Source organism: Mycobacterium sp. H4Y (genome assembly GCF_000364405.1).
Taxonomy (GTDB): domain Bacteria; phylum Actinomycetota; class Actinomycetes; order Mycobacteriales; family Mycobacteriaceae; genus Mycobacterium; species Mycobacterium intracellulare.
In genome coordinates, this window is record NZ_AKIG01000001.1 from 2,482,612 (window position 1) to 2,502,245 (window position 19,634).

A 19,634-nucleotide genomic window follows, 5' to 3' on the forward strand; every position below is an offset into this window, starting at 1 on the left:
ATTATGCGGTCCGAACCGGGATTTGACGTACACGATCTTTCCCCACTTGAGCAGACCGCGTTGCTGACCCAGTACGCGCGAGCGCTCGACAGCCGTTGGCCACGGCCCATCCTGGGCGACACGCTCGCCGACGAGACCGTCCGAAAAATCGACTACGACTTCGGCGCGCTCGGCATCCCCAGGAGCGTGGTGTGCCAGTCGGCCCTGCGGGCGAAGATGCTCGATGACCGGGTCCGGGGTTTCACCGCCGTCCACCCCGATGCGGTCGTGGTGGACCTCGGCGCGGGTTTGGACACGGGCCTGTTTCGAGTCGCCCCGCCCGCCACGGTGGACTGGTACAGCGTCGACCTGCCGGGTGTCATCGCGTTGCGCGACCGGCTGCTGCCGACGAGCCGGCAAGCCCACTCGGTCGTCGCATCGGTGGCCGACGAGAGCTGGCCCCAGACCATCCCCAGCGATCGGCCGACCATGGTCATCGCGGACGGGCTGTTCGCGTTTTTGTCCGAGGCGGTGATCGTCGGCGTCTTCCGTCGCATCACCGAGCACTTCAAATCCGGGGAGCTGGCCTTCAACGACTACGGGCACATCGGTTGGTTCAGCCGGCTTGCGGTCAGGCTGGCCCCGCAGCAGATGTTCAGCCAGGTTGGTGCGCAGTGGGGCTATTCGGGCTTCAAAGACGCGCGGGTGCCGCAGACGTGGAATCCGCGGTTGAGGCTGGTCGAAGAATCCAGCCTGGCGCACGCTCCTGAGGTCGAGTTGTTTCCGGGCTGGATTCGGTTGGCTACCAAGATGTCCGGAAAGTTCAAGGCGTCTGTCCGTAAAGCGCGGATACTCCGTTACCGGTTCGAGCCGGCTCAGGCCGGCGGTGCGGTGTGAATGCCGCACGTACAGTCGTCAATTGACGGACACGTGCAGCGCATCCCCCACTCGATGACCGCGCGGGCGCGGGCCAGCGATTCCAGCTGGGCGTCGATCTCGGCGAGTTTCGCCTCGGCGAGGGCGCGGCTGGCCGGCCGTCCGGGCGCGTCGTCGGCGAACAGCAGCTGGATCTCGTCGAGCGAGAACCCCGCGGACTTGCACAGCGCGATCACCTCGAGCCGGGACAGAATCGAGTCGTCGTAGCGACGCTGGCCGCCCCGCCGCGTCGGCTCGGGCACCAGGCCGATCTGCTCGTAGTAGCGCAGCGTCGTCGCGGCGACCCCGGTTTGGCGGGATATCTCCCCGATGGTGCGGCCACCGGCCATGGCGCCTCCCGAACGATTCGATGCTTGACTTAGAGCCAACTCTAAGTCCTTGACTGTGGTTATGGCTATCCCCTCACGCCCCTCACGAGCGGAACTGGACGGATCCCGCTACGCCCTGCTCCGCTCCTTTCGCCGCGACGGCACCGCCGTCGACACCCCGATCTGGTTCGCGTTCGACGGCGACGGATTGGTGTTCCGAACGAAGGTGGGCCCCAAGACCCGGCGGCTGGCCGCGCGCGGCGACGTCGAACTGGTGGCCTGCGATTACCGGGGCCGGGTGCGTCCGGGTGATCGGGCGCCGTGGGTGCCCGGCCGCGCCACGGTCCTGTCTGGCGCCGACGCCGAGCGGGCGAACCGCGTGCTGCACCGCCGTTATGGCTGGCAGTGGAACATCGTGCCGCTGCTCAAGGTGCCGGGCGTGACCAACGTGCACCGGGATCTGTGTCTGCGTGAGAAGGTGCGGCGCGCCCGGGACCGCGGGGTGTGGCCGGACAGCGTCATCGTGCGGGTGCAGCTCGCCTGAGCGTTTGCGAGCGTGCGCCCAGCTTCACACTCGTCGGCGAGTGCGCGGCCGGCTGCACACTCGGCGCCGCTAGCCGCCCAGGCAGCCCGGGCCGAGCAGCTCCTTGAGGTCACCCATCAACGCCGGCGACGGCGTCACCCGAAGCGAGGCATCGAGTTCCAGGGTGGTGATCCGGTCCCCACTGATCAGCCGCAGATGCACCTGCGAGGTCCCCGGGTGCCGGGCCAGCACCTGCTTGAGCGCGCTGACCTTGTCGATGGTGCACTGCCGCGTCGGCAGGCTGACGGCGATCGGCCGGTTCACCTGGGCGCTGGAAAAGTCCGGTACCACAAGTTCGTTGGCGATCAGGCTGATCCGATCGTCGCGGATGGCCACCTTGGCGTTGATCAGCACGACGGTGTCATCGGCGATGTCGGCGCCATAGGTGGAATACGCGTGCGGGAAGAACATCACCTCGATGCCACCGGTGAGGTCCTCCAATTGCGCTGACGCCCAAGGCATCCCGTTCTTGTTGACCCGCCGGTTGACCGACGCGAGGATGCCGCCGACGCGCACCTGGGTCTCGTTGGGCACGTCGCCGTCGAGGATGGCCGGGATCTGGGTGTCCACCTGCGCGGCGAGCAGGTGCGCCACCCCGTTGAGCGGATGCCCGGACACGTAGAGGCCCAGCATCTCCCGCTCCAGCGCGAGCTTGTGCTTGTCCTCCCACTCGTCGTCGGGCACCTTGATGGTGAACACCGCTTCGGTGCACCCGTCGTCGCCGCCGAACAGGTCGAACTGGCCGATCGCCTCGGCCTTCTTGGTGCCCAGCACCGAATCGACGGCGTCGGTGTGCACCAGGAACAAGCCCTTGCGGGCATGACCGAGCGAGTCGAACGCGCCGGCCTTGATCAGCGACTCGGTGACCTTCTTGTTGCAGGCGGCGATGTCGATCTTGTTCAGGTAGTCCGAGAAGTCGGTGAACTTGCCCTTGCCGTTGCGGGTGCTGATCAGCGAACCCACCACGTTGGCGCCGACGTTGCGCACCGCACCCAGCCCGAAGCGGATGTCCGTTCCGACCGAGGCGAAGTTCACCAGCGATTCGTTGACGTCGGGCGGCAACACCGTGATGCCCAGCTTGCGGCAGTCGGCCAGGTAGACGGCGGCCTTGTCCTTGTCGTCACCCACCGAGGTCAGCAGCCCGGCCATGTACTCGGCCGGATAGTTGGCCTTCAGGTAGGCGGTCCAGTACGAGACCAGGCCATAGCCGGCCGCGTGTGATTTGTTGAACGCGTACCCGGCGAACGGAAGGATGGTGTCCCACAACGCCTTCACCGCTTTTTCGGAGAAGCCGTTGGCGGTCATGCCCTCGTAGAAGCCCTTGTACTCGGCCTCGAGCACCTCGAGCTTTTTCTTGCCCATGGCCTTGCGCAGGGCGTCGGCCTTGCCCATGGTGTAGGAGGCGACCTTCTGGGCGATGAACATGATCTGCTCTTGGTAGACGATCAAACCGTAAGTCTCGGAGAGGATTTCGCGCAGCGGCTCCTCGAGCTCCGGGTGAATCGGCTTGATCGGCTGGCGGCCGTTCTTGCGGTCGGCGTAGTCGTTGTGGGCGTTCATGCCCATCGGGCCGGGGCGGTACAGCGCCAGCACCGCGACGATGTCGTTGAACTCGGTGGGCTGCATGCGGCGCAGCAGGTCGCGCATCGGCCCGCCGTCGAGCTGGAACACGCCCAGGGTGTCGCCGCGGCCCAGCAGCTCGTAGGTGGGTCCGTCGTCCAGCGGGACGGATTCCAGGTCGAGGTCAATTCCCCTGTTGGCCTTGATGTTATCCAGGGCGTCACCGATGATCGTCAGGTTGCGCAGGCCCAGGAAGTCCATCTTCAGCAGGCCGATGGCCTCACACGACGGGTAGTCCCAGCCGGTGATGATGGCGCCGTCCTGCGGCCGCTTCCACAGCGGAATGGCCTCGGTCAGCGGCTCGCTGCTCATGATCACCGCGCACGCGTGCACCCCGGCGTTGCGGATCAGGCCTTCCAGGCCGCGCGCGGTCTGGTAGATGGTGCGGACGTCGGGGTCGGTTTCGATCAGGCCGCGGACCTCGGCGGCCTCCTTGTACCGCTCGTGGGCCGGATCGGTGATCCCCGACAGCGGGATGTCCTTGGCCATGATCGGCGGCGGCAGCGCCTTGGTGATCCGGTCGGCGATGGCGAAGCCGGGCTGGCCGTAGTGGATGCGTGCCGAGTCCTTCAGGGCCGCTTTGGTTTTGATGGTGCCGAAGGTGATGACCTGGGCGACGCGGTCGGAGCCCCACTTGTCGGCGGCGTAGCGCACCATTTCGCCGCGACGGCGGTCGTCGAAGTCGATGTCGATGTCGGGCGCGGACGGGCGTTCCGGGTTGAGGAACCGCTCGAACAGCAGGCCGTGCGGGATGGGATCGATGTTGGTGATGCCCAGCGCGTAGGCCACCAGCGAGCCCGCCGCCGAACCGCGCCCCGGCCCCACCCGGATGTCGACCGACCGGGCGTAGTTGATCAGGTCGGCGACGATCAAAAAGTACGACGGGAAACCCTTGTCGCAGATGACCTTGATCTCGTACTCGGCCCGGTCGATGTAGTCCTGGCCGACGCCGGACGGGAAGCGGCGCGCCAGCCCCGCCATCACCTCGTGGTGCAGCCAGCTCGCCTGGTCGTGCCCCTCGGGCACCGGGAAGATCGGCATCCGGTCGCGCGGCGCCCAGACCTCGTCGTAGGGCTGCACCCGCTCGGCGATCAACAGGGTGGAGTCGCAGGCGCCGGGGACCTCGTCGTCCCAGATGCGGCGCATCTCGGCGGCCGACTTCAGGTAATAGCCGTCGCCGTCGAACTTGAACCGGTTGGGGTCCGAGAGCGTCTTGCCGGTCTGCACGCACAACAGCGCCTCGTGGTTGTGGGCGGCGTCGCGGGTGACGTAGTGGCAGTCGTTGGTGGCCAGCGGCGGAATGCCCAGCTTGCGGCCGATCTCGAGCAGCCCGTCGCGGACCCGCTGCTCGATGGACAGCCCGTGGTCCATCAGCTCGAGGAAGTAGTTGTCGGCGCCGAAGATCTCGCGCCACTTGGCCGCCGACTCCAGCGCCTCGCGGTCGTGACCCAGGCGCAGCCGGGTCTGCACCTCCCCCGAGGGGCAGCCCGTGGTGGCGATGATGCCCTCGGCGTGTTCGGCGATGATCTCGGCGTCCATCCGCGACCACTTGCCGAGCTGGCCCTCGAACGACGCCAGCGAGGACAGCTTGAACAGGTTGCGCAGGCCGGTGGGCGTCTCGGCCACCATCGTCATGTGCGTGTAGGAGCCGCTGCCCGAGACGTCGTCGGACTTCTGGCCGGGGTCACCCCACAGGATCCGCCGGGTGTCGAACCGCGACGCGGGCGCGATGTAGGCCTCGACGCCGATGATCGGCTTGATCCCGGCCTTGGTCGCCGCGTTGTAGAACTCGCTGGCGCCGAACATGTTTCCGTGGTCGGTCATCCCGACCGCGGGCATTTGCAGCCGGTCCACCTCGGCGAGCATCGGCGCGATCTTCGCGGCACCGTCCAACATCGAGTACTCGGTGTGGTTATGCAGGTGCACGAAGGACGAGTGGTTCATAGGGACGCCAGTCTATGACCGCGGACCGACACGAGTTGGGCGTGTCGCCGCGTGTGTCACGGATGATTTCGGAGGCGACCCGCCGCGCCGGGCTTCGCCGCGCTTGCGATCGCCACAGGGTTTATCCGTACAGCTCGACGAAGTTTTTCAACGACTTCTGCACGTCGCCTTTGACGGCGCGGGCCGCCGCCGCGCCCACCGGACCGAACAGCGGGCGCCCACCCAGTTCCAGGCGCAGGCCGAGCGTCGAGCCCTCGCCGGTGGGTCGCACGGTGAGTGAAACGGCGTATTTGGTGCCGCCCTTGCCCGAGCCCGCCATCGCGACCTCGTGCGGCGGGTCCCACTTGGTCACCGTCCAGGTCACCCGGTTGCGGAAGCCCTTGGCGCGGGCCACGCCGACGACCTGGCTGCCTTCGCCGAGCTCGTCGGGCAGCTCGCTGCGCCAGCCCTCGTGCATGACCAGCCAGTCGCCCAGGTCCGACAGATCGGAGACCCGGTCCCACATCTGCTGGGGGCTCATCGGTACGTCGGCGGTCATCTCCACGGCGGCCACCGACTGAGCTTAGCCCGGCGTCACATCCGTCACTTGGGTCGCGCCTCACATCCGTCACTCGGGTCGCGCCGGGGAGGGATATGGTCTTGTGCCCACCTCCGCGCGACAACGGGAAGCGACGCGCGGGCGACAACAGGAGGCGACGCGGGGCGACAACGAGAGGCGACGCGCGGGCGACAACGGGCTGCGACGCGCGGGCGACAACAGGAGGCGACGCGCGCCATCACATTTGTCGCTCGGAGGTGGGCAATTCGTCAGTCTCCCGACGGAGGGACGGGTGTGGCGCGTGAGACGAAACAGCGCGTGAGACGAACACGCGCCATATACCTCAGTGTTTGGGCCCGCCGCGAAATCGGTTGCCGATCCGGATGCCCGGCAGCAGCAGGCTGCGCGGCGCAAACCGCCCGCCCGTGCTGACCACCTTGGGCACCACGCCGGGCACCACCGTGCGGCGGCCGGACAGCATGCCGCCGATCGCCGCCTCGGCCACGTCGCGCGGCGAAACCTGAGCGAGCGGAATGCTGAACCGCTCGGCGTTGGCGATCTCCGCCCACTCGGTCGGCACCGGCCCCGGGCACAGGCAGGTCACCGACACCCCGGTGTCGTGCAGCTCCTCGTGCACGGCTTCGGAGAACGTCTGCACGAACGCCTTGGTGGCCGAATAGACGGCCATGTACGGAACCGGCTGAAAGCCGGCGATCGAGGCGATGTTCATCACCGCGCCGGCGCCGCGCTCGACCATCCCGGGCAAGGCCGCGTGGGTGAGTTCCATCAGCGCCAGCGCGTTGAGGGTGACCTCCTCGCTCTCGCGTTCCACCGGCAATTCGTGGAAGACGCCGCTGGTGCCGAAGCCGGCGCTGTTGCACAGCCCGGCGATCGGCTCCGCGCGCAGCCGGCTCGCCAGCTTGGCGCGCTCCTGCTCGTCGCTGAGGTCCAGCGGGAGCACCTCGACCGCCACCGAGTACTCCTGGCCGACCTCGTTGGCCAGCTCGTCGAGGCGCTCGCGGCGCCGCGCCACCAGCAGCAGCGGGAAGCCGCGGCGGGCCAGGCCGCGAGCCAGTTCGGCGCCGATGCCCGAGGAGGCCCCGGTGATGACGACGGTGGTCTGGATGTCAGGTTTCGGAAGGCTCATGTCTCACCAATGTATCCCGCGGGTCGCCCGCACAAACGTTTCGCTTCGTCTATCGAATTCCGTTGTGTCGCTTGTCGATTGATCACCCTTCGCGGCGCTGGAGTCACCGAACATGGTGAACGCCCGGTTGCGCACCCGGTCCATCACCGCCGGGTTGACCGCATCGGCGACGGCGGCGAACTGCCCGAACGGCGAGCTGGCCCGGCGCGGCCGGTGCACGATCGCGTCCGCGATCACCCCGGCCGCCTGCTCGGGCGTCAGCGCCGGGAACTTGTCGTACAGCGTGGTCGGGCTGATCATCGGCGTGCGCACCAAAGCCATGTGCACGGTGGTGAACTTGACGCCGTCGTTGACGGTCTCGGCCTGCAGCGAGTCGCACAGGCTGTCCAGCGCGGCCTTGCTGGCGATGTAGGCCCCGAAGCGGGGCGCCCGCGTCTGCACACCCACCGAGGAGACGTTGACGATGTGCCCATACCCCCGCTCGCGCATCCCGGGGATGAACTTGAGAATCAGCTGGACCGCGCCCAGGTAGTTCAGCTGCATGGTCCGCTGATAGTCGTGGATGCGGTCGTAGGACAGCTCCAGCGATCGGCGAATCGACCGCCCGGCATTGTTGATCAGGACATCGACGCCGCCGAGCTCGTCGAGCACCTGATCGGCCATGGCCGCGATGGCGTCCATGTCGGACAGGTCGCAGGGGTAGACGTGGGCGGCCCCGCCGGCACCGCTGATTTCGTCCGCGACCTTCTCGAGGTTTTCCCGGGTGCGGGCGACCAGCGCCACGGTCCCCCCGGCCTCGGCGATCTTCTTCGCGGCGGCCTCGCCGATGCCCGACGATCCCCCGGTGATCAGGATGGTCTTGTCGCGGACGGCTTCCTCGAGCGTGCGGCCCTGCACCGCGTCGAGCAGATTCCTCAGATAGAACGGCCGATACCGGCCCGCCGAGTTCGGGGTGTTGACGAGGTGAGACACCGTCGCCAGCGGCTTTTCCACCAAGCTCCCCAGCGAGCTCTCCACCAAGTTCGTCAAGTCGCCAAGGTTCATCGGCGTTCGCTCCTGGACAGTGATGTGACGCGGGTCATACCGCCAACCTAGGTCATCAGGCCCCCGCCCCGATGCGGATTGCACTCATGTGGCCCGCCACGCCCTCTCACGGTCCACCCATCACGATCGCCACCGATAGGCAATCCGCTTGTTACACACAGCAATCCGGACGTGATCGCGCACTAACCGACGGGCAACGCCCGGATGTTCCAATCGGCCTTATGAAAATTCTGGCGCGCTTCCGCAAGCCTGAACCGGGCACCATCTACGACCGGATCGGCGGGCACGAGGCGATCGAGGTCGCCGTCGACGACTTCTACGTCCGAGTGCTTGCGGACGACGAACTCGCCGGCTTCTTCGCCGGCACGAACATGAACCGCCTCAAGGGCAAAAGGTCGAGTTCTTCGCCGCGGCGCTGGGCGGCCCGGAGCCTTACACCGGCGCACCGATGAAGCAGGTGCATCAGGGCCGCGGAATCACCATGCACCACTTCGGTTTGGTGGCCGCGCATCTTGCCGATGCGCTGGCAGCCGCCGGGGTGCCGCCCGAGACGGTGACCGAGATCCTCGGTGCGATCGCGCCGTTGGCGCCCGAGATCGCGACGGGCGACGCCAAGGCGACGGTCTGAGCGCGCGTGCTATCCGTCTCGAACGGTGCCTAGCATGCTGACATGCGGCGCACATTTGACGACCTGATCGCGGAGGCGGAGGCCGCCCCGGTCGACGGCTGGGATTTCTCGTGGCTGGACGGCCGGGCGACCGAGGAACGCCCGTCGTGGGGCTACCAGCGCCTGCTGCGGCAACGGTTGGCGAGCGTGTCGGCCGCGCTGGACATTCACACCGGAGGCGGCGAGGTGCTCGCCGGCGCCGCCCCCTTCCCGCCCACCATGGCGGCCATCGAGACGTGGCCTCCCAACGCCGCCCTGGCCACGCAACGCCTGCATCCGCTGGGCGCGGTGGTCGTCGCGACGCGGGACGAGCCGCCACTGCCGTTCGCCGATGACGCGTTCGACCTGGTGACCACGCGCCATCCGATCTCCGTCTGGTGGACCGAGATCTTTCGGGTGCTCCGCCCCGGCGGCAGCTACTTCGCGCAGCACATCGGCCCCGCCACGATGGCCGAGTTGGTCGAGTACTTCATCGGGCCCCAACCGGAGAAAGGGACCGAGTTTCACCCCGACGCCGTGCGCGCGCAGGCCGAGGCGGCCGGGCTGCAGATCGTCGATCTGCGCATGGAGCGGATGCGCGCGGAGTTCTTCGACATCGGCGCCATCGTCTACTTCCTACGCAAGGTGATCTGGTCGGTGCCCGACTTCACCGTCCAGCGCTACCGCGACCGGCTGGCCGAACTGCACGAGCGCATCGAGTCCGAGGGGCCGTTCGTCACCGACTCCGTGCGGCTGCTCGTCGAGGCCCGTAAGCCCAGCTGAGCGATCGCAAGCGCGGCGAAGCCGGGCGCGACCATCAGACTGAGTCAGCCCTCGTCGCGCAGCACGTCCAGCGCGTGCTGCAGGTCGGGCGGATAGGGGCTGACGATCTCCATCCGCCGGCCGTCGGCCGGGTGGGCGAACGACAGCGAGCGGGCGTGCAGCCATTGACGTTCCAGCCCAAGCCTTTTCGCGAGCTTTGGGTCGGCGCCGTAGACCAGGTCTCCGCAGCACGGGTGGTGCAACGCGGAGAAATGCACCCGGATCTGGTGGGTGCGCCCGGTTTCCAGGTGCACGTCGAGCAGGCTGGCGGCGACGAAGGCCTCCACGGTGTCGTAGTGGGTGAGGCTGTGCCGGCCGTCCTTGGTGATCGCGAACTTCCACTCGCCGCCGCGGTGGCGCCCGATCGGCGCGTCGATGGTGCCGCTGGACGGATCCGGGTGTCCCTGCACCAGCGCGTGATAGCGCTTGTCGACGGTGCGTTGCTTGAACGCCCGCTTGAGCAACGTGTAGGCGCGCTCGGAGAGCGCCACCACCATCACCCCGGAGGTGCCGACGTCGAGGCGATGCACGATGCCCTGCCGCTCGGGCACGCCGGAGGTGGTGATCCGGTAACCGGCGGCCGCCAGGCCGCCGAGCACCGTCGGCCCGCTCCAGCCCACCGACGCGTGCGCGGCCACCGCGGCCGGTTTGTCGACCGCGACGATGTCGTCGTCGGAATACAGGATCGTCATGCCCTCGATGTCGACCGGCGTGTTCTGCAACGGCGCCGGCGGCTCGGGCAGGCGCACCTGCAGCCACGCCCCGCCGGTCAGACGATCGGACTTGCCGGCCTGCACCCCGTCCAGCTCGACGCCGCCGTCTTCGGCCAGCGCCGCCGCCGCGCTGCGCGACAGCCCCAGCAGGCGGGCCAGCCCGGCGTCGACGCGCATGCCCGCCAGTCCCTCGGGGACCGGCATCGAGCGGTCACTCACCCGCGCTGTCCCCGGTGTCGTCGTCCTTGCGACGCCGACCGACCGAGTCGAAGTCGAAGCCGAAGATCGACAGCACCACCAGCAGGATGGCTCCACCGACCACCGAGGGGTCGGCGACGTTGAACACCGGCCACCAACCGACGGAGAGGAAGTCGACGACGTGGCCGCGCAGCGGTCCGGGGGCCCGGAAGAAGCGGTCGACCAGGTTGCCCATGGCGCCGCCGAGGATCAACCCCAGGCCCACCGCCCACCAGGGGGATACCAGCCGCCGGCCCATCCAGAAGATGCCGACCACCACGCCCGTCGCGATCAAGGTCAGCATCCACGTGTAGCCGGTGGCCATCGAGAACGCCGCACCCGAATTGCGCACCAGGGTCCAGGTGACCGTGTCGCCGATGATCGGCACCGGCTGGCCGGGCGGCAACAGCTTGACGGCGAGCACCTTGGTGACGATGTCGAGGGCCAGGACGATGGCCGCGACCGACAGCAGCAGGCGCAGCCGGCGCGGGGGCCGCTGCGGGTCGGTCGCCGCGGCGTCCTCGGGCTTGTCGGCCGAGGTCACCGGCTCAGTCGATCCCGTTGGTTCTTCAGGCACTCTCCCATCATCCCCTACCGCCCCGCGCGGGCGAGCGACGTCCGCGACGGCGATGCGCGATGATTCGAACATGGCCCGCCTCACCGTGATCGCCACCGGGGGCACGATATCGACGGCCACCGGCGCCGACGGGGTGCATCGGCCGGCCTACGGCGCGGCGGAGCTGACGTCCGGTCTCGACGTCGACGTCGTGGACCTGCTGGCGGTCGACAGCTCGGAGCTGACGCTGGCCGATTGGGACCGGATCCGCGACGCGGTGACGGCCGCGCTCGACGCGGGCGCCGACGGGGTGGTCGTCCTGCATGGCACCGACACCATGGAGGAAAGCGCCCTGTGGCTCGACCTGAGCTACGGCGGCGACGCGCCGGTCGTGTTGACCGGCGCCATGCGCAGCGCCGACGCGCCCGACGCGGACGGTCCGGCGAACGTGCGGGACGCCCTGGCCGTGGCGGCCAGCCCCGCCGCCCGCGGCCTGGGCGTGGTGACATGTTTCGCGGGCCGGGTGCTGCAGCCGCTGGGCATGTACAAGGTGGCCACCGAGGACCTGAGCGGCTTCACCGGCCGGCTGCTGGGCACCGTCGCCGGCGAGGTGGCGTTGACCGGGTCGAAGACGCGGCCGTACGTGGGCGAGCTGCGGGCGGGCTCGGCGCCGCGGGTCGACATCGTCGCGGCCTACCTGGGCAGCGACGCGGTCGCGCTCGACGCCTGCGTGGCTGCCGGGGCGCGCGGCGTGGTGCTCGAGGCGCTGGGCTCGGGGAACGCCGGACCCGCGGTGGTCGACGCGGTGCGCCGGCACTGCGGCGACGGGGTCGTCGTCGCGGTGTCCACCCGGGTCCCCGGCGGGCGGGTCGGCGCGAGCTACGGCCCCGGCCATGACATGGCGGCGGCCGGGGCGATCATGGTGCCCGGGCTGCGCCCGCCCCAGGCGCGCGTTTTGCTGATCGCCGCGCTGGCCGCCGGGTTACCCGTCGCCGACGTCATCGGCCGGTGGGGCTGACACGGCTCTGACTTCGGAGGCCTGCAGATCGCCCACATAGTCCGGCCACTCCAGCGAATCGACCGGGTTGGCGCGGGCGAGCTCTCCGCTGTCGGCGGGAAACGTGCGGGCCGGGCCCGGCCCGGAGGTGCGGGTTTCGAACCGCGCGGTCACCACGCCGTGTCCCGCGCCCTGCACCCAGCCGTGCCCGAGGTCGCGGTGCACGACGTCGTCGCCCACCCGCCACCCAGCCTCTTCCGGCCCCTTGGTGAACATCACCTCGGTCGCGGTTTCGACCGACGGCGAATCCGGTTGCGGCTGCGGCAATTCCAAATCGGGGAACAGCGACTCCTGGCGCACGTCGCTCAACCCCGAAAACCCCACGCCGAGAAGGCGAATGGGCCCGATCTCGCGCGGATCGAGCAACAGGCGGCGGGCCACGCCGACCAGCGCGGCGACCTCGGTGGTGGCGTAGGGCAGCGTCGCGGACCGGGTCAGCGTGCTCATGTCGGACTTCTTCAGCTTGACCGTGACCGTGCGCGCGCCGCGGCCATCGCGCAGCAGCCGGTGATGGGCGTGCTCGGCGATCGGTTCGATCGCCTCCCGCAGCTGCTCGAGGCTGGTCAGGTCGACGGCGAAGGTCGACTCGGAGCTGATCTGTTTGGCCTCGGCGCGCTCGGCGACGGGGCGGTCGTCGACGCCGCGGGCCAGCCGGTGCAGCGCCGGCCCGATCGTCGCGCCCAGGATGTTGGCCGCCTCGGCGTCGCTCAGCGCGGCCAGCTCGCCGACGGTCTCGATGCCGAGGCGATGCAGCTTCTCCTCGGCGACCGGACCGATTCCCCATAGGCGGCGCACCGGCAACCCGCCGAGCAGCGACCGTTCTTCGTCGCGGCGGACGACGCGGATCCCGTCGGGCTTGGCCAGACCGGAGGCGATCTTGGCGATCTGTTTGCCCGAGCCCGCGCCGACCGAGGCGATCAGCCCGGTCTGGTCGCGGACCCGTCGGCGCAGGTCCTCGCAGAAGGTTGCGACGTCGGCGGCGGACGCGCCGGCCAGCTGCGCGGGTTCGCCGAATCCCTCGTCGAAGGAGAGCTGCTCGACGACGGGGACGACGGCGCGGATGGTGTCGAAGACCCGCCGGCTGGCCACCCCGTACACCACGCCGCGCGGCGGCAGCACCACCGCGCTCACGCCGACCAGCCGGCGGGCCTGATGCATGGGCATGGCCGACCGGGCGCCGAACACCCGGGCCTCGTAGCTGGCGCCGGCCACCACTCCGCGCCCACCCAAACCGCCGACCAGCACCGGCCGACCGCGCAGGGTCGGCCGGGTGAGCTGCTCGACGGAAGCGAAGAACGCGTCCATGTCCAGGTGCAGCACCCAACGCGACTCCACAGATTGATGCTAGGGCCCTCCGGACGCGCGCCCGGCTCGCTTGGCCGCCGAAAGCCGCGTCCGACCATATGGTGTTGTGCCCGCCTCACAGCGACAGTTGGTCACGCCGACACGCTGCGGTGGCGATTGTCGCTCGGAGGTGGCACAAAACGTGTCGCCTCGCGGAGAGACGAAAGTGGCGGATGTGACGGCTCAGGCCTTGGCGATGCTCACCCGCACGCCGTCGCCGATGTCCGCGCCGTCGGCCGGGTCGCCGAATTCGAAGCTGGTGGCCAGGATTTCGCCGGCAATGAGGTCGCGGTGCGCCCGCGCCCAGTCGGCGCGCTCGGCGGGCACCGACATCACCACGCTGATGCGATCGGAGACGTCCAGCCCGCTCGACTTGCGCAGCTCCTGCAGTTCGCGGATGCGGTCCTTGGCCCAGCCCTCGGCTTCGAGTTCTGGTGTGACGGTGCCGTCCAGCACCACCAGGCCCGCGCCGTCGGGCAGGGCCGCGGTGAATTCCGGGTCGGCGGCCACCAGCCGCGAGCTGTACTCACCGGGCTGCAGCACCGCGGGCCCGGCGGTCAGGGTGCCGTCGTCGTTGACGACGCCCTCCCCCGCCTTGACCGCCTTGATCGCCGCCTGGACGTCCTTGCCCAACCGCGGCCCGGCCACCCGCGCGTTGACGGTGAGCTCGAAGGAGCCGTAGGTGTCGATCGCGTCGGTCAGCTCGACGCTCTTGACATTGAGCTCGTCGGCGATCAGGTCGACGAACGGTTCCAGGAGGTGCGGGTTCTCCACGGCCACAGTGAGTTTCGGCAACGGCAACCGCACCCGCAGCTTTTTGGCCTTGCGCAGCGACGAGGCGGCCGAGCACACCTCGCGAACCTGATCCATCGCGGCGACCAGCTCGGGGTCGGCGGGCACGGCACCGGGTGCCGGCCAATCGGTCAGGTGCACCGAGCGCTGAGAAGTCAGGCCGCGCCAGACGACCTCGGTCACCGACGGAAGTAGCGGCGCGGCCAGCCGCGCGGTCACCTCGAGCACGGTGTGCAGGGTGTCGATGGCGTCGACGTCCTCGGCCCAGAACCGCGAACGCGACCGTCGCACATACCAGTTCGTCAACGCCTCGGTGAACAGGCGCAGCTGCTCGCAGGCCCGCGAGATGTCACAGCTGTCCATCTCGCGGGTCAGGTCGTCGCGCAGTTGGGCGAGCTTGGCCAGGATGTAGCGATCCAGCACCTGAGCCGAATCGGTACGCCAGGTACCGACTTTCGGCGCGTAGAGGGCCAGGAAGCTGTAGGCGTTCCAGAACGGCAGCAGCACCTGGCGCACGCCCTCGCGGATGCCCTGCTCGGTGACGATGAGGTTGCCGCCGCGCAGGATCGGCGAGGCCATCAGGAACCACCGCATGGCGTCGGAGCCGTCGCGGTCGAACACCTCGGAGACGTCGGGATAGTTGCGCAGCGACTTGCTCATCTTCTGGCCGTCGGAGCCCAGCACGATGCCATGGGCCACACAGGTTTTGAAGGAGGGCCGGTCGAACAGCGCGGTGGCGAGCACGTGCAGCGTGTAGAACCAGCCGCGGGTCTGGCCGATGTACTCGACGATGAAGTCGCCCGGGTAGTGTGCGACGACCTGCTTGCCAGGGTCGGCGCAATCGACACCGTCGAACCAGTCGGAGTTCTCGAACGGGTAGTGCACCTGGGCATAGGGCATCGACCCGGAGTCGAACCACACGTCGAGCACGTCCGGGATGCGCCGCATCACCGAACGCCCGGTCGGGTCGTCGGGATTGGGCCGGGTCAGCTCGTCGATGAAGGGACGGTGCAGGTTGGTCGGCCGCACCCCGAAATCGCGCTCCAGCTCGTCGAGGCTGCCGTACACGTCGATGCGCGGGTAGTCCGGATCGTCGGACTTCCACACCGGAATCGGGGTGCCCCAGTAGCGGTTTCGCGAGATCGACCAATCGCGGGCCCCCTGCAACCACTTGCCGAACTGGCCGTCCTTGACGTGTTCGGGGTACCAGGTGATCTGCTGGTTGAGCTCCACCATGCGGTCCCGGAATTCGGTGACCGCGACGAACCACGACGAGACCGCCCGGTAGATCAGCGGATTGCGGCACCGCCAGCAGTGCGGGTAGGGGTGCTCGTAGGTTTCGTGGCGCACCAGCACCGCCCCGTTGGCCGCGGCGGGGCCGGTGCCGTTCTTCAGGTCGCGGATGATGTGCGGGTTGGCGTCAAAGACGTGCTGCCCCTGGTAATCCGGGACGCTGGCGTCGAATCGGCCCTTGGAGTCGACCGGCGTGACGGGCGCGATGCCGGCCGCCTCGCCGACCTCCATGTCGTCCTCGCCGTAGGCCGGCGCCATGTGCACGATGCCGGTGCCGTCCTCGGTGGTGACGAACTCGCCCGGCAGGACCCGAAATGCGTTGGGGGTGTCCACGAAATACGGGAACGGCGGCAGGTACCGGGTGCCGAGCAGGTCCGCGCCCCGGAAGGTGCCCAGCACCTCGGGCTCGTCGCCCAGCTCGCGGGCGTAGGCGGCCAGCCGCGCCTCCGCCAGCACGAAACGACGCTCGCCCACCCGTACCTGCACGTAGGTCACGTCGGGGTTGACGGCGACGGCGAGGTTGGACGGCAGCGTCCAGGGCGTCGTCGTCCACACCAGCAGATGCGCGCCATCAAGCGAACCGCCCACCACCCTGAATCCGACGGTGAGAGCGGGGTCCTGGCGGCTCTGGTAGACGTCGTCGTCCATCCGCAATTCGTGGTTGGACAACGGCGTTTCGTCGCGCCAGCAATAGGGCAACACCCGGTAGCCCTCATACGCCAGGCCCTTGTCCCACAGCTGTTTGAACGCCCAGATCACCGACTCCATGTACGGCAGGTCCAGCGTCTTGTAGTCGTTGTCGAAATCGACCCAGCGCGCCTGGCGGGTGACGTAGTCCTGCCACTCGTCGGTGTAGCGCAGCACCGAGGCGCGGCAGGCGTCGTTGAAGGCGGCGATGCCCATGTCGTCGATCTGGGACTTGTCGGTGATGCCCAACTGGCGCTCGACCTCGAGTTCGGCGGGCAGCCCGTGGGTGTCCCAGCCGAATCGGCGCTCGACCTTGTAGCCGCGCATGGTGCGGTAGCGCGGGACGATGTCCTTGACGTAGCCGGTGAGAAGGTGCCCGTAGTGCGGCAGGCCGTTGGCGAACGGCGGCCCGTCGTAGAACACGTACTCCGGCGAGCCGTCGCGGCGGGCGATGCTGGCGCGGAAGGTGTCGTCTCGGGCCCAGTAGTCCAGCACCTCGACCTCGAGGGCCGGGAAGTCGGGCGCCCCGCCCGCCGGCTTCGGGTATGTGTGCTCGGTCAAACGTCGTCTCCTGTGCCAGTCTCCAGGCCTGGGGACGACGACGCGCCGGCTGCGCGAGCGCCGCGGTACCACCCCGCTTGCCGCGCTCACGCGCGACCGCTCATTGAAGGCTGTGACGGGCCTACCCGTTCGGTTCTACTGAGCCGGAACGGCCGTTCTTCCGAAAGCTCCCCGGTGATGGCCGGATCGACGCCAATGAAACGATTCTACTGGCCCCGAACCTCGAGCACACCCACCCGCCACAGCGCCGCGTACACGTGGCGCAGCGGAATGCTGAGCAACCGGCAGGCCCCGTGGATCAGCGGGTCGCCGCCCGGGCCGAAGAGCGGGAAGTCGCTGCGGCGCGGCTCTTCCACGGGCTCGGGGACGTGGATTTCGGGGACGTCGCGTACCACCCTCAGGGTGCGGGCGGGCGCGACGGTGACGACGTCGTCGTAGAGAGCTGCGGTCATGATCGACTCCTAGAGGAGAATTCCAACGGGGACCAAAAAGGACTGACGTGTCCCGTCCCGGGTCGGTTCCGATCTCAGAACGCTTGGCGGATAAGCACTTAGCGTGTGCGACGCCTCAGCCGAGGAGGTCGTGCCGGAGAACGGATCGGGACGAAACAGGGTTCGGACTTCGATCCGGACTATCGCAAGAACTCATGTGTCCCTCACCTCCTCGCGGTCGCGACGCATGCGGGATCGCATGCGATCTAGGCGCAGCAAAAGGAGCAGAATCCGACGACCGCCGGAGATCCGCACCCCTCTCGTCAGAGCTTCGGCACCACACGACGTGTCCTGGCCTGGAAAAAATCCAAACCGGAAGCCACCTGGGCTCAACCCTTAAGCCGGGAGGAGCTGTCCTGACCCGGGGCGTCTTTCGACGTTCGGGGTCAGTGGCCTGTATTCGTGTAGACGCCTCACCTAACGAGGTGCTTACCCGACCGATAATGCACGAGCGGTCTGACGCGGTCAAATCCCTGGACAGCGTGTCCGCGATTCGTTACCGACCGGCCCGGGATCACTTCTCGACCAGGCCGTCGAGCCGGCCGATCGTGTCGATGAATTCCTCGACCATGTCCAGCACCACCGAGCGCGTCGGCCGGACCCGGTCGAGCGAGCCCACCACCTGCCCGACGAAGTAAGTCGCCAGCTCACGCGCCCTGGCGCCGTCGTGGGCGGCGGCGCTGTTGATGCGCAGCTGCGGCTCGGTGATCAGCGCGGTCTGCAACGGCATGCCCAGCGGGTCGGGGTTCTCCGGCCGGTCCCACTCCTCGGTCCAGGCGGTGCGCAGCATGCGCGCCGGCTTGCCGGTCATCGAGCGCGACCGCACCGTGTCCGACGACGTGGCGGCCAGGAACTTCTCCTTGACCACGGGCACCGTCTCGGCTTCCTCGGTGGTCAGCCACACCGACCCGCACCACACGCCCTCGGCGCCCAGCGCCAGCGCCGCCGCGATCTGACGGCCGCGGGCGATCCCCCCGGCGGCGAGCACCGGCACCGGGGCCACGGCGTCGACGACCTCCGGCACCAGCACCATCGTCGCCACCTCGCCGGTGTGGCCGCCCGCCTCGGTGCCCTGCGCGACGATCAGGTCGACGCCGGCGGCGGCGTGCCGCTGGGCGTGGCGGGTGGTGCCGGCCAGCGCGGCCACCAGCACGCCGGCGTCGTGGGCGCGTTCGACGAGGTCCGCCGGGGGTGGGCCGAGCGCGCTGGCGATCAGCCGGATGTCGTGGTCGAAGGCCACGTCGAGCAGCGGCTGGTAGCTCTTGGGCGAGATGTTCAAACCGCCCACGGACGGGCGGGCGTCCCCGGCGGGCGCCGTCACGCCGTAGCGGGCCAGCAGGTCGTCGACGAACGCGCGATGCTCCTCGGGCAGCAGGGTCCGGGCCTGGTTGGTGTCGATCCCGCCCTGCTCAGCGCCGACGTATTTGGGCGGCAGCAGCAGGTCGACCCCGTAGGGCTTGCCGCCGGTCTGCTGCTCGATCCAGGTCAGCTCGCTGCGCAGCCGCGCCGGGCTGTGCGCGGTGGCGCCCAGGATGCCGAATCCGCCCGCGTTGGTCACCGCGGCCACCACGTCGCGGCAATGACTGAAGGCGCAGATCGGGAATTCAACACCGAGCATCTCGGCGACCCTGGTTCTCATTGCCCGACGCTAAGAGTTCCCGATTGATAAGTCAATCGCTTACGGCCCTGTGCAATTCAGCCTTAGGGCCCGGGCGGCCGGCCGTCCGGGGGCCAGCTCGATACGCCCTCCTCCAACGGCACCTCGAGGCTCTGCAGGATGGAGGAGACCATGCGCCACGCGCCGATGACCGTGACCAGCTCAACGAGAACCGTTGTGTCACCGTCGAATTCGCGCTCGCAGGCCGCCCAGCTCGCGGCGCTGACCGCGCCGTCGCGCACCACGTCGTCGGTCGCCGCCAGCACGGCCCGCTCGGCGGGCCCAAACCCGGCGTAGTTCCGCCAATCTCGCACGCCGAGCAGGTCGTCACCCGGGACGCCGAGCCGGGACGCGACGCGCCAATGCTGCGTCCACTCGTAGTCGCAGGCGGTCAGCCAGCCGATCCGCATGATCGCCAACTCGCGCAACCGCGCGTCGAGGGCGCCGTGCCAGAGCATGGTGGCGAGCAGGTCGTTGATGGCGCGCGCCAGCGGCGGATGGTTGAGCAGCACTTGGAAGATGCTCAGTTCGGCCATGTAGTTGGGGACGGCCGCTTCGTCGGCGGCGGCTTTGGCTTCGTCCAGTGGCAGTTTGGGCAGGCGCGCTGTTGTCATCGGATGAGCACTCCTCTCCGGCGGCGGGACCGTCGCGTTCTACGGGTCATGGTAGTCAGCGGGAG

Annotated in this window: 16 protein-coding genes, 1 pseudogene and 1 riboswitch; of the genes and pseudogenes, 5 read left to right on the forward strand and 12 right to left on the reverse strand. The window is 68.9% G+C overall.

The features are described from left to right. Window positions 1-3 precede the first annotated feature (3 nt). A complete protein-coding gene (locus W7U_RS10855) occupies window positions 4-876 on the forward strand; it encodes a class I SAM-dependent methyltransferase (RefSeq protein ID WP_008257851.1) in 873 nt (290 codons plus the stop codon). Here W7U_RS10855 and W7U_RS10860 read toward each other — a convergent pair. Continuing rightward, the gene (locus W7U_RS10860; RefSeq protein ID WP_008257853.1) at window positions 855-1,244 is read right to left on the reverse strand and encodes a helix-turn-helix domain-containing protein; all 390 of its coding nucleotides are present in this window, start codon (window positions 1,242-1,244) and stop codon (window positions 855-857) included. The genes W7U_RS10855 and W7U_RS10860 overlap by 22 nt on opposite strands. Before the next feature lie 61 nt (window positions 1,245-1,305). Here W7U_RS10860 and W7U_RS10865 point away from each other — a divergent pair, with 61 nt between their 5' ends. After that, on the forward strand, window positions 1,306-1,767 hold the full coding sequence (locus W7U_RS10865) for a PPOX class F420-dependent oxidoreductase (protein ID WP_008257855.1): 462 nt from the start codon (window positions 1,306-1,308) through the stop codon (window positions 1,765-1,767). Window positions 1,768-1,836: 69 nt separating this feature from the next. On the opposite strand, the gene dnaE is transcribed toward W7U_RS10865, so the two are convergent. From dnaE to W7U_RS10885, 4 genes are all read right to left on the reverse strand, one after another. Next, entirely contained in the window at window positions 1,837-5,370 is a 3,534-nt protein-coding gene (dnaE, locus tag W7U_RS10870) for a DNA polymerase III subunit alpha (RefSeq protein WP_008257857.1), read from the reverse strand. Between the two features lie 121 nt (window positions 5,371-5,491). Next, complete coding sequence (locus tag W7U_RS10875) at window positions 5,492-5,923, reverse strand: SRPBCC family protein (RefSeq protein WP_008257858.1); 432 nt, start codon at window positions 5,921-5,923, stop codon at window positions 5,492-5,494. Window positions 5,924-6,251: 328 nt separating this feature from the next. After that, window positions 6,252-7,055 (reverse strand): SDR family oxidoreductase, encoded by an 804-nt coding sequence (locus W7U_RS10880; RefSeq protein ID WP_008257860.1) that lies wholly within the window; start codon window positions 7,053-7,055, stop codon window positions 6,252-6,254. 3 nt (window positions 7,056-7,058) lie between these two features. Beyond that, window positions 7,059-8,099, reverse strand: a complete 1,041-nt coding sequence (locus tag W7U_RS10885) for an SDR family NAD(P)-dependent oxidoreductase (protein ID WP_008257863.1) — start codon at window positions 8,097-8,099, stop codon at window positions 7,059-7,061. A gap of 221 nt (window positions 8,100-8,320) precedes the next feature. Here W7U_RS10885 and W7U_RS10890 point away from each other — a divergent pair. Both W7U_RS10890 and W7U_RS10895 read left to right on the forward strand, forming a co-directional pair. After that, window positions 8,321-8,727, forward strand: a pseudogene (locus tag W7U_RS10890) (group 1 truncated hemoglobin). Between the two features lie 42 nt (window positions 8,728-8,769). Continuing rightward, window positions 8,770-9,528 carry a class I SAM-dependent methyltransferase gene (locus W7U_RS10895; RefSeq protein WP_008257865.1) on the forward strand — a complete coding sequence of 253 codons (759 nt, stop codon included), beginning with the start codon at window positions 8,770-8,772 and terminating at the stop codon, window positions 9,526-9,528. A 44-nt stretch (window positions 9,529-9,572) separates the two neighbouring features. Here W7U_RS10895 and W7U_RS10900 read toward each other — a convergent pair whose 3' ends face one another. Next, window positions 9,573-10,499, reverse strand: coding sequence for an RluA family pseudouridine synthase (locus W7U_RS10900; RefSeq protein WP_008257866.1), 927 nt, complete (start codon window positions 10,497-10,499; stop codon window positions 9,573-9,575). Continuing rightward, a complete protein-coding gene (gene lspA, locus W7U_RS10905; protein WP_080588025.1) occupies window positions 10,492-11,094 on the reverse strand; it encodes a signal peptidase II in 603 nt (200 codons plus the stop codon). The genes W7U_RS10900 and lspA overlap by 8 nt, the downstream gene beginning before the upstream one ends. A gap of 70 nt (window positions 11,095-11,164) precedes the next feature. Here lspA and W7U_RS10910 point away from each other — a divergent pair, with 70 nt between their 5' ends. Further along, the gene (locus tag W7U_RS10910) at window positions 11,165-12,091 is read left to right on the forward strand and encodes an asparaginase (RefSeq protein WP_008257868.1); all 927 of its coding nucleotides are present in this window, start codon (window positions 11,165-11,167) and stop codon (window positions 12,089-12,091) included. Here the strand turns inward: W7U_RS10910 and W7U_RS10915 are convergent. The 5 genes from W7U_RS10915 to W7U_RS10935 form a co-directional block, all read right to left on the reverse strand. After that, entirely contained in the window at window positions 12,056-13,450 is a 1,395-nt protein-coding gene (locus W7U_RS10915) for a DNA polymerase IV (RefSeq protein WP_168707679.1), read from the reverse strand. The two genes, W7U_RS10910 and W7U_RS10915, sit on opposite strands and share 36 nt — an antisense overlap. A 207-nt stretch (window positions 13,451-13,657) precedes the next feature. Further along, the gene (gene ileS / locus W7U_RS10920; RefSeq protein WP_008257870.1) at window positions 13,658-16,807 is read right to left on the reverse strand and encodes an isoleucine--tRNA ligase; all 3,150 of its coding nucleotides are present in this window, start codon (window positions 16,805-16,807) and stop codon (window positions 13,658-13,660) included. Window positions 16,808-17,013: 206 nt separating this feature from the next. Beyond that, entirely contained in the window at window positions 17,014-17,259 is a 246-nt protein-coding gene (locus W7U_RS10925; protein ID WP_008257871.1) for an Rv1535 family protein, read from the reverse strand. 287 nt (window positions 17,260-17,546) lie between these two features. Beyond that, a riboswitch (M-box (ykoK) riboswitch) is annotated at window positions 17,547-17,730 on the reverse strand. A gap of 82 nt (window positions 17,731-17,812) precedes the next feature. Further along, the gene (locus tag W7U_RS10930) at window positions 17,813-18,937 is read right to left on the reverse strand and encodes a nitronate monooxygenase family protein (RefSeq protein WP_008257872.1); all 1,125 of its coding nucleotides are present in this window, start codon (window positions 18,935-18,937) and stop codon (window positions 17,813-17,815) included. A gap of 62 nt (window positions 18,938-18,999) precedes the next feature. Then, window positions 19,000-19,569 (reverse strand): carboxymuconolactone decarboxylase family protein, encoded by a 570-nt coding sequence (locus W7U_RS10935; protein WP_008257873.1) that lies wholly within the window; start codon window positions 19,567-19,569, stop codon window positions 19,000-19,002. Window positions 19,570-19,634 lie beyond the last annotated feature (65 nt).

Excerpts from the sequence above, each read along its gene's own strand:
- W7U_RS10855 (WP_008257851.1), top strand. The coding sequence starts at position 4 with ATGCGGTCCGAACCGGGATTTGACGTACACGATCTTTCCCCACTTGAG.
- W7U_RS10860 (WP_008257853.1), bottom strand. The coding sequence starts at position 1,244 with ATGGCCGGTGGCCGCACCATCGGGGAGATATCCCGCCAAACCGGGGTC.
- W7U_RS10865 (WP_008257855.1), top strand. The coding sequence starts at position 1,306 with ATGGCTATCCCCTCACGCCCCTCACGAGCGGAACTGGACGGATCCCGC.
- dnaE (WP_008257857.1), bottom strand. The coding sequence starts at position 5,370 with ATGAACCACTCGTCCTTCGTGCACCTGCATAACCACACCGAGTACTCG.
- W7U_RS10880 (WP_008257860.1), bottom strand. The coding sequence starts at position 7,055 with ATGAGCCTTCCGAAACCTGACATCCAGACCACCGTCGTCATCACCGGG.
- W7U_RS10885 (WP_008257863.1), bottom strand. The coding sequence starts at position 8,099 with ATGAACCTTGGCGACTTGACGAACTTGGTGGAGAGCTCGCTGGGGAGC.
- W7U_RS10895 (WP_008257865.1), top strand. The coding sequence starts at position 8,770 with ATGCGGCGCACATTTGACGACCTGATCGCGGAGGCGGAGGCCGCCCCG.
- W7U_RS10910 (WP_008257868.1), top strand. The coding sequence starts at position 11,165 with ATGGCCCGCCTCACCGTGATCGCCACCGGGGGCACGATATCGACGGCC.
- W7U_RS10925 (WP_008257871.1), bottom strand. The coding sequence starts at position 17,259 with ATGACCGCAGCTCTCTACGACGACGTCGTCACCGTCGCGCCCGCCCGC.
- W7U_RS10930 (WP_008257872.1), bottom strand. The coding sequence starts at position 18,937 with ATGAGAACCAGGGTCGCCGAGATGCTCGGTGTTGAATTCCCGATCTGC.
- W7U_RS10935 (WP_008257873.1), bottom strand. The coding sequence starts at position 19,569 with ATGACAACAGCGCGCCTGCCCAAACTGCCACTGGACGAAGCCAAAGCC.